Consider the following 15,144-nt stretch of genomic DNA (forward strand, 5'->3'; position numbering starts at 1 on the left):
GGGCCTCCGCCGTCGTGGCGGAGGCCCTCTTTCACGTGCGGGTGTCGTCCTGCCCGGCCGCGGCGAGCCGGGCTTTCAGCTCGGCGTTCTCCGCCTCCAGCAGCGCTATGCGCTTGCGCGCGAAGTAGAGCTCCATGACGGCGTCGTGGAACTCGGAGACGAGTTGGTCAGGCGTCAGTTCCATCTCGTCCCTCCTACGCGCCGGCCAGCCGGGTGACGGTGCCGTCGCCGCCCTTCCAGTACAGGGCGCCGGCCCGCGCGTAGAGGGAACCGCCACCGGCCGCCTCGTCCGGCTCGGCGGCGACGTCGTCGAGCCGTGCCGCGCCGTCGACTCGCGCCGTGCCCTCGACGAGCAGTGCGGGGGCCTCGGACCGCTGGACCACGTGGAGCTGGCCGCCGGGAGTGTCCCCGCGGCCGATGCCGATGCCGGTGCGGCCCGTGCCCTTGACGACGAGGTCCTCCAGGCCGTCGTTGTTCCGCAGCACGATCAGGGCGCCCTTGGTCGGCCCGTCGGTCGCGGTCACGAAGATGCCCTGTGAGGCGGTGCCCTTCGTCCTCAGGTCGATGGAGAGCCCGGACGCGCCGTGGTCCGAGCCGTCGGCGTACCCCATGTGGGAGATCTTCAGCGTGCCGCGTGCCGCCTGCTCATGGCCGGTGATGTACATCGCGGAGGACTCGGGGTTCTGCGAAGTGACGTTCAGCGCCGCCATGTTGCCGGACGTGGCCGCATAGTTGATCTTGACGACGTACTCCGTCGGCGACGCCCCGTAGAACGCGGCCGGCGCGGTGTACTGGGTGTACTCGCCCTCCGCGGCCGCCTCCGTGCCGGTCGCGACGGTCACGGCGCCCGCGGTGAAGGCGCCGAGGAACACTCTTCGTCCCACTGCCATGCGTGTACTCGCTTTCTGCGTACCGGAGTCGGTGCCGTACGCAGGTCATGTGATCATCCTTCACCCGAAGAGCACAACGTCCCGCGGGCCGCTCAGACCTCCTGCCACGCCCGCAACGCCAGCCCCGGCTCGTCCTTGCGGCGGGTGACGAGGAGGCGGCCGGTCGACGGCGAGAGGGTGGCCGCGACGACGCGGTCCTCGTGGTCCTTCGTGAGCGCCACCCGGGCGTCGTCCGGGAGTTGGGGGCCTGACTCGGTCCACCAGGCGCCGGCTGTCTCGTCCTCGGTGGGGTAGGCGGCGAAGGCGACACGGCCGCTGGTGGAGCGCTGGGCGAGCAACGTGCAGTCGTGGCCGTCGAGTTCACAGCGCACGGCGGCGACCGCGCCGGGCCCGGCCGCGGGGAGCAGCGGAACGGGCTTTCCGCCGGGGCGCCAGGCGCACAGGTCGCCGGAGTCGTCGTCGGTGAAGAAGAGCGTGGTGTGCTCGGCGGAGGTGGCGAGGGCCCGCAGGGTGCCCGGGCGGACCGGCGCCTCCAGGGGCTCCCCCCGCACCGGGATGGCGCCCGGCTGCTCCTGACGCCAGTACAGGATCGCCCCGGACACGGCCGCGTAGGCCTCGACGCACCCGGACTCCCCCGTCACCGCGACCGGCGGCCCCTGGACGCCCTGCCCCTTGAGGTCGCGCCACGGGTCCCAGCCGCCCTTCTCCTTCTGGGCGACCATGCTGATCCCGGTGCCGACGTTGCGCACGAAGACATGCGCCCGCCCCTGGGCGTCCACGGCCACGGCGGGTGTGCCCGTGCGCACGCCCTTCTTGCTGGGGTGGCCATGACCGCACGGGGACCAGTCCAGGGCGGCGAGCCGGGGCCGGAAGTGGGTGGAGTGCACCAGCTCCGCCTCCCCCGCCGTGGTCGGCCGCCAGGAGGCCAGATGGGCATAGCCGTCGGCGCCCTGTCCGACCGCGACGCCCGGCTGCACCTTCTGGTCTCCGCCGACGCCGCGCGGCGGTTCCCAGGGGCCGCCAGGGGTGCGCTCCGCCCGGCACAGGACGGTGTCGTCCGACGTCAGGTAGACACTGAGCCGCCCGTCGCGGCCTCGTATGAGCCATTCGCCGTTCACCCGCCCACTGTATGACGGTCCCCCTCAGGCCACTTCGCTCGGGGCACGCCCGGTGCCCTGTCCGTGCGACCCTGGGCCCCATGGACCACAACACCCCCCTGCTGGTGATCGTCGACGCCGCGAACGTCGTCGGGTCGGTGCCCGACGGCTGGTGGCGCGACCGGCGGGGCGCCGCGCGACGGCTGCGCGACCGGCTGGCCGCCGACGGGCTCCCGGGACACTCCGGGCCCGTGGACATCGTCCTCGTCGTCGAGGGCGCCGCCCGCGGCGTGGAGCCGGTGCCCGGCGTACGGGTGGAGTCGGCGCCCGGCAGCGGCGACGACCACATCGTCGGCCTGGTCGCCCGGGCCGCCGACCGCCCCCGCCTGGTCGTCACGGCCGACCGCGAGCTGCGCCGCCGGGTGACGGAGCTGGGCGCCGAGGTCACGGGGCCGCGGACGGTACGGGGTTGAGGGCAGCGCTCCGGGACGGGGAGAGCAACTCGCCGGGAAACCCGCCGGACATGTGCCTCCGGCCCCGCGTCCCCGCGGGAGCAGGACGTGCGGGGCCGGAGAGGGCGGGAAAGGGTGTCGGTCAGTCCTCGCCGGGTTGGCCCTTGGTCACCTGATCGACCGTGGTCTCGTGGTGGCGGCCCAGCCGGCTGTGGGAGCGGCCGTAGAGGAAGTAGACGAGGAAGCCGATCGCCATCCAGACGGCGAAGCGGAGCCAGGTCTCGGCGGGGAGGTTGAGCATCAGCCAGAGGGAGGCGGCCACCGACAGGATCGGGATGACCGGCACCCAGGGGGTGCGGAAGGCCCGGTGCAGGTCGGGGCGGGTGCGGCGGAGGATGATCACGCCGATGGCGACGACCACGAACGCGAAGAGGGTGCCGATGTTCACCAGTTCGGCGAGCTCGCTCAGGGGCGTGAAACCGGCGAGGATCGCGATGAGCACGCCGAGCAGGATGGTCGGCCGGTGCGGGGTCCTGAACCGCGGGTGGACGTGGGAGAAGAAGCGCGGCAGCAGTCCGTCGCGGCTCATCGCGAAGAAGACGCGGGTCTGACCGAGCAGCAGGATCATGCAGACCGTGGTGAGGCCGACGGCGGCGCCGAAGCTGATGAAGCCCGCGAACCAGGGGTGCCCGGTGGCCTTGAACGCGTCGGCGAGCGGCGCGGTGATGGACAGCTTGCTGTAGTGCTCCATGCCGGTCACGACGATCGACACGGCCACGTAGAGGGTCGTGCAGATGAGGAGGGAGCCGAGGATGCCGCGTGGCATGTCGCGTTGCGGGTTCCTGGTCTCCTCGGCGGCCGTGGCGACGACGTCGAAGCCGATGAAGGCGAAGAAGACGACGGACGCGGCGGTGAAGATGCCCATCACGCCGAAGTTGGAGGGCGCCCACCCGAACATCAGCTGGATCAGCGGGGCCTGGAGACCCCCGCCGGCTTCCACGGGCTGCTCCTTGGGGATGAACGGCTCGTAGTTGTGGCCGTCGACGAGGAAGGCGCCCGCGATGATCACGGTGAGGACGACCGTCACCTTGACGGCGACGACGAGCGAGGTGACGCGCGCGGAGAGCTTGGTGCCGATGACGAGGATGGCGGTGAGCACCAGGACGAGCGCGGCGGCGAGGATGTCGAAGCCGAAGCCCTCGGCCCCGTCCCGGGTGCCGAGCGCCGCCGGCAGGTGCCACCCCGCGTTGTCGAGCAGCGAGGCGACGTACCCGGACCAGCCGACGGCGACCACCGCCGTGCCCAGCGCGAACTCCAGGACCAGGTCCCAGCCGATGATCCAGGCGGGGAACTCACCGAGGGAGGCGTACGAGAAGGTGTAGGCGGAGCCCGCCACCGGGACGGTGGAGGCGAACTCGGCGTAGCAGAGCGCGGCGAGCGCGCAGACGACACCGGACACCACGAAGGCCAGTGCGACGGCGGGACCGGCGTTGTTCTTGGCCACCGTGCCGGTGAGGACGAAGATGCCGGTGCCGATGATGACACCGACACCGAAGACGGTCAGATCCAGCGCGGACAAGGTTTTCTTGAGCGCGTGCTCGGGCTCCTCGGTATCGAGGATGGACTGTTCGACTTTCTTCGTCCGGAAGAGAGTGCTGCTCACGGGCTTACCTCCCACGCTGCGTCGTCCTCGACCTGCTCGGCATGATCGAGAGGGGGCGTAGTGCGTATGCCCCGGCGTGGGCTCGTCTCACGCGAAAGGGCCGGTTGCGCCTCTTCACACGGTGGCACAACCGGCCCGGTCGGGCATGTCAGTCGCGGGCGGGCTCCACGGAGTCGACCTCCGCCGCCGTGCCGGCGAACCGTCCGTCCAGCTTGGACACCAGGCCGGTGACCTGACGGGCGATGTCGGGGGCGGTGAGGCCGATCTCGGCCATGACCTCGGCGCGCGAGGCGTGGTCGAGGAAGCGCGGCGGGATGCCGAAGTCGCGCAGCGGGACGTCGACGCCTGCGTCGCGCAGGGCCTGGGCGACGGCGGAGCCGACACCACCCACGCGGGAGTTGTCCTCGACGGTGACGACGACACGGTGCCGCTCGGCGAGCGGGGCCATGGCCTCGTCGACGGGCTTGACCCAGCGCGGGTCGACGACGGTGGTGGAGATGCCCTGCTGGTCGAGCAGGCTCGCGATCTCCAGGCACATCGGCGCCAGGGCGCCCACCGAGACGAGCAGCACGTCGGGCCGGTCGGTCCCCGGCTCGCGCAGCACGTCCATGCCGCCGACGCGTCCCACGGCGGGTACGGCGGGGCCGACGGCACCCTTGGAGAAGCGGACCACGGTCGGCGCGTCGTCGACCTGGACGGCCTCGCGCAGCTGGGCCCGCACCTGGTCGGCGTCCCGCGGAGCGGCCAGCCGCAGCCCCGGCACGACCTGGAGGATCGACATGTCCCACATGCCGTTGTGGGAGGCGCCGTCGGTGCCGGTGACGCCGGCCCGGTCCAGGACGAAGGTCACCCCGCACTTGTGGAGGGCCACGTCCATCAGGACCTGGTCGAAGGCGCGGTTGAGGAAGGTGGCGTAGACGGCGAAGACGGGGTGCACGCCCGCGTGCGCGAGGCCCGCCGCGGAGACGGCGCCGTGCTGCTCGGCGATGCCGACGTCGTAGACCCGCTCGGGGAAGGCCTTGGCGAACTTGTCGAGCCCGACGGGCTGGAGCATGGCGGCGGTGATGGCGACGATGTCCTCGCGCTCCTCGCCGAGCTTGACCATCTCGTCGCCGAAGACGGAGGTCCAGTCGGCGCCGGAGCTGGAGATCGGCAGACCCGTGTCCGGGTGGATCTTGCCGACGGCGTGGAAGCGGTCGGCCTCGTCCTGGAGGGCGGGCTGGTAGCCGCGGCCCTTCTCGGTGAGGCAGTGCACGATGACGGGCCCGCCGAACCGCTTGGCGCGCGCCAGCGCCGACTCCAGGGCCTCGATGTCGTGACCGTCGATCGGCCCGACGTACTTCAGCCCGAGGTCCTCGAACATCCCCTGCGGCGCGATGAAGTCCTTGAGGCCCTTCTTGGCCCCGTGCAGCGTCTCGTACAGCGGCTTTCCGACGACCGGCGTGCGGTCGAGGATCTCCTTGGTCCGGGCCAGGAAGCGCTCGTAGCCGTCGGTCGTCCGCAGCGTCGCCAGGTGGTTGGCGAGACCGCCGATGGTCGGGGCGTACGACCGCTCGTTGTCGTTGACGACGATGACGAGCGGGCGGTCCTTGGCCTCGGCGATGTTGTTCAGCGCCTCCCAGGCCATCCCGCCGGTCAGCGCGCCGTCACCGATCACGGCGACGACATGGCTGTCGCGGCGCAGAAGCTGGTTGGCCTTGGCGATGCCGTCGGCCCAGCCGAGCACCGTGGAGGCGTGGCTGTTCTCGATGACGTCGTGCTCGGACTCGGCCTGCGAGGGGTAGCCGGACAGGCCGCCCTTCATCTTCAGCCGGGAGAAGTCCTGCCGTCCGGTGAGCAGCTTGTGCACATAGGACTGGTGGCCCGTGTCCCACAGCACCTTGTCCTTCGGCGACTCGAAGACCCGGTGCAGGGCGATGGTGAGCTCGACCACCCCGAGGTTGGGGCCGAGATGGCCGCCGGTCTTGGAAACGGCGTCGACCAGGAAGCTCCGGATCTCCCCTGCCAGCTGGTCCAGCTCCTCCAGGCTGAGCCGGTCCAGATCACGCGGTCCCCTGATGCGGGTCAGCAGCGGCACCCGTGCCTCCTTGCAGTAGAGCTGATCGAGCTGTTTCCGGGCGCATCGAGTCTAATGTTCCGCCCGGACGCCGAGCGCCGGGCCCGTACGTGATCCGTCACGCAACGGCGGTACCCGGAATGGCCCTCCCTATGACACGCCTGTGCCCGGCACCGAAGACGGTGCCGGGCTACCAGGCAGGGAGTTGTCGGGCAGGGAAGGGGACTGCAACCGGCCTGAAGGGGCGCGGGGAACTGCGCGACCAGCCACAACGGACCGGCACCCGCAAACGCACCGCACCCCTACGGCGCTTCCGCGAACCGCTAACCCCGCCCTGCGGCCTTCTGGCTCCTGCGGGAGACGGAGTCGATGACCACCGCGCCGAGCAGAACACCACCGGTGATCATGTACTGGATCGAGGTGTTCATGTTCAGCAGGTCCAGACCCGTCTGGATCGACTGGATGACCAGCATGCCCAGCAGCGCCGACCACACCGTGCCCCGACCGCCGAAGAGGCTGGTGCCACCGATGACGGCCGCGGCGATCGCGAGCATCAGCGTGTTGCCGCCACCGGCGCTGAGCGTCGCGCTCGCGGTCTGACCGGCGAAGAACATACCGCCGATCGCCGCGAAGCCGCCGGAGATGGCGAACACGGTGATGCGGATCAGCGGCACGTTGATACCGGCACGGCGGGCCGCCTCGATGCCGCCGCCCACCGCGAACACCTTGCGGCCGTACGTCGTGCGACGGAGCACGAAGTCGACGATCACCAGGGCCGCCAGGAAGATCACCAGCGCGTTGGAGACACCGGCCGCGTCGTTGAGCACGGCCGCGGCGACGAAGGACGCGACGGCGAGCGCACCGACGCGCAGCAGGATCTCGCTGGTCGGCCGGAACGGCACACCGGCGGCCTTGCGGCGGCGCTGCTCGTTGAAGTTGCCGACGAGGGTCAGCACGACACCGAGGCCGGCCAGCAGGTACGCGCCGATGATGGCCTGGTCCATGAAGAAGGAGCTCTGGCCGAGCAGGTGGACCGGGCCGGATTCGGACGGGATGTTGATCGTGCCGCTGTCGCCCAGCAGCCACAGCATCAGACCGTTCCAGCCGAGGAAGCCGGCCAGGGTGACGACGAACGCCGGTACGCCGATCTTGGCGAAGAACCAGCCGTGCAGGGCGCCGATGGCGATGCCGGTGAGGATCGCGAGGACCAGCGACAACCAGGGGTTCATGCCCTTGTTCACCACGAACACGGCGAACAGGGTGGAGGCCAGACCGCTGACCGAGCCGACCGACAGGTCGATCTCGCCGAGCAGCAGGACGAACACCAGGCCGATGGCGAGCATGCCGGTGGCCGACAGGTAGTAGCTGATGTTCGAGAGGTTGTCGGCGCTCAGGAAGCGGTCGTTCTGCAGCTGGAAGATCGTCCAGATGACGATCAGTCCGATGACCACCGGCAGCGAGCCCAGCTCGCCGCCCTTCACCTTGCGCTTGAACTCGGTGACGTAGCCCTTGAGGCCCTGTTCACGGACCAGCAGGCGCGGGTCGACGACGGCGACCGGCGCGGCCGTGGGGTCGTCGGCGGGAGCGACGGTGGGCTGCGCCTCGACCACGCCCCCGGTCTTCTCGACCTTGGTGGCCGTGGGGGCCTTGTCGGTCTTCTCGGTCTTCGACGTGTCGCTCACTTTGCCGCCTCCGCGGTGCGCCGCTCCGCGCGACGGGTCACGGCGTTGTCCGTGGCGCCCGTGATCGCGGCGATGATCTCTTCGTGGCTGGTGTCCTTCACGGGGAAGGAGCCGTTGTTCTTGCCCAGGCGCAGGACGGCGACGGTGTCCGCGACCGCCTTGACGTCGGCCATGTTGTGGCTGATCAGGATGACGGCGAGGTCACGCTCGCGCAGCCGCTCGACCAGGTCGAGGACCTGCGCGGTCTGCTCGACGCCGAGGGCGGCGGTGGGCTCGTCGAGGATGACGAGCTTGGGGTCGCCGATCAGGGCGCGGGCGATGGCGACGACCTGGCGCTGACCGCCGGAGAGGCTCGCGATCGGGATGCGCACGCTCGGGATCCGGATGGAGAGCGTGGACAGCAGCTCGCGGGCGTTCTTCTCCATCGTCACCTCGTCGATGACGCCCCGGTGCAGCAGCTCGCGGCCGAGGTAGAGGTTGCCGACCACGTCGAGGTTGTCGCAGAGCGCGAGGTCCTGGTAGACCGTCGCGACGCCGAGTCCCTGGGCGTCGTGCGGCTTGGTGATGCTGACCGGCTTGCCCTGCCACTCGATGACGCCCTCATCGATGGGGTGGACGCCGGCGATCGTCTTGACCAGAGTCGACTTACCTGCGCCGTTGTCGCCCACGAGGGCGACCACTTCTCCGGCGTGGACCTCCAGATCGACGTCGGTGAGTGCCTGGACCGCACCGAATCGCTTGGAGACTCCGCGCAACGCCAGCACGGGCGTAGCGGACACGTGAACCATCTCCTTCGCCGCCTGACCGGCGGGGATGCCGCGCTTGGGGGTGTGCGCGGAGGGATGTGCGGACCGCGGCGGGAGGCCGGGCGCCGCACGAGGTTTACAAGATGAACATGGGCGAATCCGCTGCACTTGGCAACGGTTCCGTCCGACGCCCGCCCCGGCAGCGGGGTGTGAAGGTGGGGCAGGCGTCGGCGGGGTTTCGCGGGACCGCTCGGCGGTCTGGGTCCGAGTCCCTCACCGGGACCCGGACCGGGGTGCGCGGGGTCGCGCGCCGGGGTTACTGAAGACCGGCGGCCTTGCAGGCGGCGGCGTATTCGGCGGTGCAGATGTCCGCGACCGTGTACAGACCGTCCTTGACGACCGTGTCCTTGATGTTGGCCTTGGTGACCGACACCGGGGTCAGCAGCTTGGCGGGCACCTTGTCGCCGGAGCCGCTGGTCACCTCGGTGGCGGCCAGGGACTTGATGTCCTTGCCCTGGAGCAGGTTGACCGCGAGCTCGGCGGCGGTGTCGGCCTCGGGCTTGTAGGCCTTGTAGACCGTGGCGGACTGGGTGCCGGCGACGATCCGCTGGATGGCGGCGAGCTCGGCGTCCTGACCGGTCAGCGGGATGTTGCTGATCTTCGCGCCCTTGAGGGTGTTGGCGATGCCACCGGCCATGCCGTCGTTGGCGGCGTAGACGCCCGCGATGTTCTTGGCGCCCAGCTGGGTGATGGCCGCGGACATCTTCTGGGCGGCGACGGTGTCCTTCCACAGGCCGGACTGCTCGTAGGCGATGTCGACCTTGCCGTCGAGGACCTTGTGGGCGCCTTCCTTGAACTGGCCGGCGTTCGGGTCGGCGTCGTCACCGTTGATCATGACGACCTTGGCCTTGGGGGTCGCCTTGGCGCCGAGGGCGTCGAGCAGGGCCTGGCCCTGGAGCTCGCCGACCTTGACGTTGTCGAAGGAGACGTAGGCCGAGACGGGGCCCTGCGCGAGGCGGTCGTACGCGACGACCTTGACGCCCTTGTCCACCGCGGACTTGATGGAGGACTTGATCGCGGCGGAGTCCTGGGCGGAGACCACGATGACCTTCACACCCTTGGTCACCATGCTGCTCATCTGCTGGGCCTGCTTGGCTGGGTCGGCCGCGGCGTTCGCGTACTGGACGTCGCAGTCGGAGCACAGCTCCTTGACCTTGGCCTCGAAGTACGGCTTGTCGAACTTCTCGTAGCGCGCGGTGACGGTGTCGGGGAGCAGCAGGCCGATGGACTTGCTGTCCGAGCTGCTGCCGGAGTCGTCCTTGTCGTCGCCCGCCTTGCCGCACGCGGCAATCGACAGGGCCATGGAGACGGCGGTGGCGCCGATCACGACTCTACGCATCGTTGCGTTCATTTGGGGGTGCCTCCCTGACAGGGCCGCAACACTGCGACCGAGGTGGCTCGAAGTCAACTCGGCCGCAAGTTCGACGTCAAGAAGTAAATACTTAACGAGATGGCAACGGGTTCATGCGTTCTCTAAGTGAAGGCGGGCGCCGCGGCATGCAGCGTGCTGTCCAAAAGGGTCGAATCACCCATCTCACTGAGCGCGAGAGCGAGTGCTCCGAGCACCTCCGCACGGCCCCCAAGTGCCCCCGGGAGAACGGAGAGTTGGCGTGCGGCGCTGGGGATCGCGTAGCGGCCGACGGACTCCCGCACCGGCCCGAGCAGCAGCTCACCGGCCTCCGCGAGATCACCGCCGAGGACGACCCGGCTCGGGTTCAGCAGGTTGCAGAGATTGGCGACTCCACTGCCGATGTGGCGGCCGACGTCGGCGATCACCCGACGGCAGCCCGGGTCTCCCTCCCTGGCCAGCCGCACGACGCCCTCCATCGTCAGGTCCGTGCCGTGACTGGGCTGCAGGAGCGGGAGCACATAGCGCGCGGCCGCGAAGGTCTCCAGGCAGCCCCGGTTGCCGCAGCGGCAGACAGGGCCGGATTCATCGAGTGTAATATGTCCGATTTCCCCCGCGGTTCCGCCCGGCCCCCGGTAGATCTTCCCGTCGATCACCAGACCGGCGCCGACACCGCTCGCGACCTTGATGTAAGCAAGATCACGGACACCCTTGCCGCTGCCCCAGACCAGCTCGCCGAGGGCACCCAGGTTGGCGTCGTTGTCCACGTGCACGGGCACGCCGAGGCGGCCCCGCAACTCCTCGGCGGGCCTGGTGCCGATCCAGCCGGGCAGGATGGCCGAGGAACCGAGCGTGCCGGACTCCAGATCGATGGGCCCGGGCACGCCGAGGCCCACTCCGGCGATCTTCGCGCGGTCGACCCCCGTGGCCTCGAGCAGACGGTTGACCAGCTGTTCCGCCCGGTCGAAGCCCTGGGTCGAGGAGGCGTCCACGTCCAGCGGCTCGGACTCCTCCGCAAGCACCTGGTGGGCGAGGTTGCCGACGGCGACCCGGAGGTGGGTGTGGCCGAAATCGACCCCGATGACGATGCCGGCGTCACCGCTCAGGGAGACGCTGCGAGCCCTGCGGCCACCGGCCGAGGTGGGCGTGACCTCGACTGTTCCGCCGTCCTTGAGCTCGCGCACGATGTTGGAGACGGTGGCCGCGGACAGACCGGTCGTCCGGGCGATCTCCGCCTGCGTGAGGGATCCGGCCAGGCGCACGGCACGTACGACTCGCTCCAGGTTGGCTCGGTGCAGCGACGACTGCGACCCCGGAGTCTCCACGACGACCTCCTGCGCGCGGGACCGCTTCAATGAGGCCCCGTCTATGTCCAACTAGTGAACTCTAAGCTGAGCTGTTCGGGTTGCCTCCCGTCAAGAGGTTGAACAGTTTCCGCGGTGTCGAACACATGGGCGCACAGCGACTCCGCCGGGGGTTGCGGGGTGTACGGGGGTGGGTGCGGGGCGTTGCGGAAGTCCGGCCAGGGTGAGGGTGCTCAAAGCATACAAAGCGGACCTAATAACATGAAAAGCGGCGCACACCGACCCCGCCGCTCCGGGAGTCCGCGTACGCCGCCTGAAGGCGGGAGGTTTACTTCACCGCCCCCGCTGTCAACCCCCGCACCACCTGCCGCTGGAAGACGACGTACGCGGCCAGGACCGGCAGCATCGCCATCACCAGGCCCGCGAAGAGGCCCGACCAGTCGCCCTTGTAGCCCTGGCTGACGGCCAGCTGGACCAGCCCCTGGGTGAGGACGCGCTTGTCGGGGTCGGTGTTGAGCACCGTCGGGAGCATGTACTGGTTCCACTGGCCCAGGAAGTTGAAGATGCCGACGCTGATCAGGCCGGGTCTCGCCATCGGCAGCATGATCTGGAAGAACGTCCGGCTGTGGGAGGCGCCGTCGACGAACGCCGCCTCCGCCACCGACGTGGGCAGCGTGCGGAAGAACGCCGTGAGGAAGAACACCGTGAACGGCAGCGAGTACGCGATGTAGACGAGGATCAGGCCGTGGATCGTGTTCAGCAGCCCCATGTTGTTCACGACGTAGAACAGCGGGACCAGCGCCAGCATGATCGGGAAGCTCATGCCGCCGACGAAGAGGTAGTAGATGAAGCGGTTGCCCGGGAAGTCGAACCGGGCGAGGACGTACGCCGCCATCGAGCCCAGGACCAGCGTGCCGACGAGTGAACCCCCCACCACCAGCACGGTGTTGAGGAAGTAGTCGCTCATGTTGGCCTCGGTCCAGGCCCGCGACCAGTTGTCGAAGTGCAGTTTGTCCGGCAGGGACCACGGCGAGCCGAAGATGGAGCTGTCGTCCTTGAAGGAGGTCATGACCGCCCACAGCAGCGGCAGCACCACCATGACCGCCCAGATGACGAGGACGCCGTGCGAGAAGACGTTGAGGACCTTGCCCTCCGTCTTCCGCGCCGGCTGCCGCCGGGGCGGTACGTCGGCCTTCGTGACGGGCACGCCGGGCTCGGCCGGCAGGGGCGCGGGGGGCTGGGTCGTCTTCATGATCAGTACTCCAGCCGCTCGCGCCGTCCCAGCCGCATCACGGCCGCGGCGAAGGCCAGCGTCACGACGAGCAGGGCGACGCCGATGGTGGTGGCGTAGGCGGCCTGACCGTCCCGGAACGCCTTCTGGTACACGTACAGGACCATCACGGTGGTCGAGTAGTCGGGGCCGCCGGGCCCGGTCGTCATGATCTGCACCACCGCGAACGACTCCGCGCCGAGCGCGAGGATGCCCATGTAGACCCAGCCGGACTGCACGGTGTCCCACAGCAGCGGCAGGGTGACGCGGAAGAAGGTGGTGGCGCGGTTCGCGCCGTCGAGCAGCGCCGCCTCGTACAGGTCCGCCGGGATCGACGCCATGCCGGCGGAGAACAGGACCACGAAGAAACCGGCCGTGGACCAGACGAGCACCGCCATCACGCACCACAGCGCGAGGTCCGGATCGCCCAGCCACAACGGCTGGACACCGTCCAGACCGACCCCCCGCAGCAGCGAGTTGATCGCGCCGCTGTCCGGGTTGTAGGCCAAGGCGAACAACAACGCGACGATGGCGATCGACAGCACCTGCGGGAAGAAATACACGATCTTGTAGAAGGAGGATCCCCGGACCCCGGAAATCGCCGGACCGCCCTTCCTTCTGCGCCCGCCGACATTGATCATGAAGGCGAAGAAGAGCGCCAGACCGATCGTCACCAGCGGCAGCACGACCGCGAACATCAAGCTGTGCTGCAAGGACTTCCAGAAGATCTCGTCGTCCAGCATCCTCCGGTAATTGTCCAGACCGACCATCTTGAATTCGGGGCTCAGACCGGTCCAGTCCGTGAACGAGTAGTAGATGGACTGGATGAACGGCCAGACCACGAAGAGCGCGTACAGTCCCAGGGGCAGCGCCAGAAACCCCACGATGAACCGGTACTTGCCGTGCTGCATCGCCACTCCGGTGCCGTGAGAATGCCGGTTACTGGTGCTTGTAGTGCTTGATCGACGTGTCCTTCGCGGTTTCGTCGGCGAAACCCTGGATCTTCTTGACGGCCTCGGCCGGGGTGAGACGGCCGGCCATCATCTCGCCGAGCCCGGACACCCCGATCTTCTCCTTCTGCAACTGCACGTACCAGTCCTGCAGTCGGGGATTCACCACGTTCTGGCCGGCCTTCTCCAGCGCGGCGACACCCGACTTGAGGCCGGGGGTGAGGGTGATCCCGTCGGTACCGCCGTTGTACGCGGTCAGCGACTTCACCTTGGAGGTGAAGTTCTTCGACGACGCCTCACTCAGCATGATGCGCAGCTGCTCCATGCCGCCCGCCGCGTTCCTCGCCTTGGCCGGCACGACGAACGGCTCGCCGCCGGAGGCCCAGATGGTGCCGAACGGCATCTTGTCGGAGCTGTCGATGCCGGTGGGCGCGGAGACCGCGAGGTCGAAGTCGGCCGGGATGACGTTCGCCGACTCGTTCTCCACCCAGGAGCCGTTGGGGATGAACAGGGCCTTGCCCTTGGCCCACGCGGTCTGCGACTGGATGTGGTCCAGGCCCGGGGTGCCCTTGAGGACGTAGCCCTTCTTGTAGAGCTCGTAGTAGGCCTCGAAACACGTCTTGACCGCCGGGTGCTCCCAGGCCCTGGGCTCCAGGTTGTCGATGGCGTCGAGGACTTCGCGGCCGCCGACCTTGGCGATCATCGGGTACAGCGAGAAGGGGATGTAATACGGGTACTTGCCCGCATATGTCCAGCCCGCGATGCCCTTCTTCTTGGCCTTCTCGCACACCGCGAGCATCTCGTCCCAGGTCTCGGGATACCTGGCGTCGAGCGAGTCCAGGGCCTTCTGCGAGTACCAGACGCCGTACACGGTGTAGGCGTAGTACAGGATCCAGACGGGGTCGCCGTCGAACTGGCCCATCTCCACGATGCCGGGGCGCAGGGTGTCGCGGACCTTCTTGCCGGGGTCGTCGTAGGAGGCGGCGTCGAGCAGCGGGGTGAGGTCGGCGAGCTGGTTCTTGCCGACCAGGACGCCCATGTCCATCTGCTCGGCGCCGGAGTTGTCGATGAGGTCGGGCGGGGTGCCCTGGTTGAAACGGGGCTGGAGCGTGGACTGGATCTTCTGGGTGGCCGAGAACTTCACCTTGGCCCCGGGGAAGTTCTTCTCGTAGATCTTCACGGCGTCCTCGGCGTACTCCTTGCCGAAACCGCCGTCGAACAGCACGAATTCCATCGGCGCGGTGCTGTTGACGCCGAGCGGGTTCTTCTCGGTTTTCTGGCCGGCCTTGGCCTTGCCCTCGTCGCCGCCTCCCCCGCTGCTGGCACAGGCGGAGAGGAAACTCATCGTGGGGACGGAGATCAGACCGAGTGCCACGGACCGCTTGATCAGATCACGGCGGCCGACACCTTCGACACCGCGGTTTTCGGACGCGCCGGAAGCAGAAGTGGATCCCATGCTCAAGTCCTCGCCTTCTTCAGGACTCAGGCGGTGAACCGGATCCTCCCCGGCACCGCGGTAGGTCAAGCAGGGTCGCGCGGATCGCGTGAATCGCCGACAGGTATAGTCCATTTCTTGCCGACGGAGCAAGATCGAATGCAAGGTTGCCCATGGGTCTTTTCCGAGTT

At 68.9% G+C, this 15,144-nt stretch carries 13 protein-coding genes; 1 reads left to right on the forward strand and 12 read right to left on the reverse strand.

Annotated elements, in window-relative coordinates:
* Positions 1-31 precede the first annotated feature (31 nt).
* The 3 genes from ACPT94_RS23740 to ACPT94_RS23750 all read right to left on the reverse strand — a co-directional run bounded on the left by ACPT94_RS23740 (position 32) and on the right by ACPT94_RS23750 (position 2,008).
* Positions 32-184: a hypothetical protein gene (locus ACPT94_RS23740; protein WP_425246768.1), complete on the reverse strand. Its 153-nt coding sequence runs from the start codon at positions 182-184 to the stop codon at positions 32-34.
* A gap of 10 nt (positions 185-194) precedes the next feature.
* Positions 195-890, reverse strand: a complete 696-nt coding sequence (locus ACPT94_RS23745) for a hyaluronoglucosaminidase (protein ID WP_360337852.1) — start codon at positions 888-890, stop codon at positions 195-197.
* Positions 891-982: 92 nt separating this feature from the next.
* Positions 983-2,008 (reverse strand): PLL family lectin, encoded by a 1,026-nt coding sequence (locus ACPT94_RS23750; protein ID WP_360337855.1) that lies wholly within the window; start codon positions 2,006-2,008, stop codon positions 983-985.
* A gap of 80 nt (positions 2,009-2,088) precedes the next feature.
* On the opposite strand from ACPT94_RS23750, the gene ACPT94_RS23755 reads away from it, so the two are divergent.
* Positions 2,089-2,460 carry a PIN domain-containing protein gene (locus ACPT94_RS23755; protein ID WP_189939087.1) on the forward strand — a complete coding sequence of 124 codons (372 nt, stop codon included), beginning with the start codon at positions 2,089-2,091 and terminating at the stop codon, positions 2,458-2,460.
* A 121-nt stretch (positions 2,461-2,581) separates the two neighbouring features.
* Here the strand turns inward: ACPT94_RS23755 and ACPT94_RS23760 are convergent, their stop codons facing one another.
* From ACPT94_RS23760 to ngcE, 9 genes are all read right to left on the reverse strand, one after another.
* A complete protein-coding gene (locus tag ACPT94_RS23760) occupies positions 2,582-4,102 on the reverse strand; it encodes an amino acid permease (RefSeq protein WP_425246769.1) in 1,521 nt (506 codons plus the stop codon).
* Between the two features lie 148 nt (positions 4,103-4,250).
* The gene (gene dxs, locus ACPT94_RS23765; RefSeq protein ID WP_425246770.1) at positions 4,251-6,179 is read right to left on the reverse strand and encodes a 1-deoxy-D-xylulose-5-phosphate synthase; all 1,929 of its coding nucleotides are present in this window, start codon (positions 6,177-6,179) and stop codon (positions 4,251-4,253) included.
* Between the two features lie 302 nt (positions 6,180-6,481).
* Positions 6,482-7,840: a sugar ABC transporter permease gene (locus tag ACPT94_RS23770; protein WP_425246771.1), complete on the reverse strand. Its 1,359-nt coding sequence runs from the start codon at positions 7,838-7,840 to the stop codon at positions 6,482-6,484.
* Entirely contained in the window at positions 7,837-8,628 is a 792-nt protein-coding gene (locus ACPT94_RS23775; protein WP_360337864.1) for an ATP-binding cassette domain-containing protein, read from the reverse strand. The genes ACPT94_RS23770 and ACPT94_RS23775 overlap by 4 nt, the downstream gene beginning before the upstream one ends.
* Before the next feature lie 274 nt (positions 8,629-8,902).
* The gene (locus ACPT94_RS23780; protein ID WP_360337867.1) at positions 8,903-9,985 is read right to left on the reverse strand and encodes a sugar ABC transporter substrate-binding protein; all 1,083 of its coding nucleotides are present in this window, start codon (positions 9,983-9,985) and stop codon (positions 8,903-8,905) included.
* A 134-nt stretch (positions 9,986-10,119) separates the two neighbouring features.
* Complete coding sequence (locus ACPT94_RS23785) at positions 10,120-11,319, reverse strand: ROK family transcriptional regulator (protein WP_360337870.1); 1,200 nt, start codon at positions 11,317-11,319, stop codon at positions 10,120-10,122.
* A gap of 307 nt (positions 11,320-11,626) precedes the next feature.
* Positions 11,627-12,550: a carbohydrate ABC transporter permease gene (locus tag ACPT94_RS23790; RefSeq protein ID WP_425246772.1), complete on the reverse strand. Its 924-nt coding sequence runs from the start codon at positions 12,548-12,550 to the stop codon at positions 11,627-11,629.
* Between the two features lie 2 nt (positions 12,551-12,552).
* Positions 12,553-13,479, reverse strand: a complete 927-nt coding sequence (locus ACPT94_RS23795; protein WP_425246773.1) for a carbohydrate ABC transporter permease — start codon at positions 13,477-13,479, stop codon at positions 12,553-12,555.
* Positions 13,480-13,507: 28 nt separating this feature from the next.
* A complete protein-coding gene (gene ngcE, locus ACPT94_RS23800; RefSeq protein ID WP_360337879.1) occupies positions 13,508-14,974 on the reverse strand; it encodes an N-acetylglucosamine/diacetylchitobiose ABC transporter substrate-binding protein in 1,467 nt (488 codons plus the stop codon).
* Positions 14,975-15,144 lie beyond the last annotated feature (170 nt).

The organism is Streptomyces aurantiaciflavus, from assembly GCF_049808595.1.
Classification (GTDB): Bacteria; Actinomycetota; Actinomycetes; order Streptomycetales; family Streptomycetaceae; genus Streptomyces.

Bases quoted from the DNA above. Each gene is read 5' to 3' on its own strand.
- ACPT94_RS23740 (WP_425246768.1), bottom strand. From the start codon at position 184: ATGGAACTGACGCCTGACCAACTCGTCTCCGAGTTCCACGACGCCGTC.
- ACPT94_RS23745 (WP_360337852.1), bottom strand. From the start codon at position 890: ATGGCAGTGGGACGAAGAGTGTTCCTCGGCGCCTTCACCGCGGGCGCC.
- ACPT94_RS23755 (WP_189939087.1), top strand. From the start codon at position 2,089: ATGGACCACAACACCCCCCTGCTGGTGATCGTCGACGCCGCGAACGTC.
- ACPT94_RS23775 (WP_360337864.1), bottom strand. From the start codon at position 8,628: ATGGTTCACGTGTCCGCTACGCCCGTGCTGGCGTTGCGCGGAGTCTCC.
- ACPT94_RS23780 (WP_360337867.1), bottom strand. From the start codon at position 9,985: ATGCGTAGAGTCGTGATCGGCGCCACCGCCGTCTCCATGGCCCTGTCG.
- ACPT94_RS23790 (WP_425246772.1), bottom strand. From the start codon at position 12,550: ATGAAGACGACCCAGCCCCCCGCGCCCCTGCCGGCCGAGCCCGGCGTG.
- ACPT94_RS23795 (WP_425246773.1), bottom strand. From the start codon at position 13,479: ATGCAGCACGGCAAGTACCGGTTCATCGTGGGGTTTCTGGCGCTGCCC.
- ngcE (WP_360337879.1), bottom strand. From the start codon at position 14,974: ATGGGATCCACTTCTGCTTCCGGCGCGTCCGAAAACCGCGGTGTCGAA.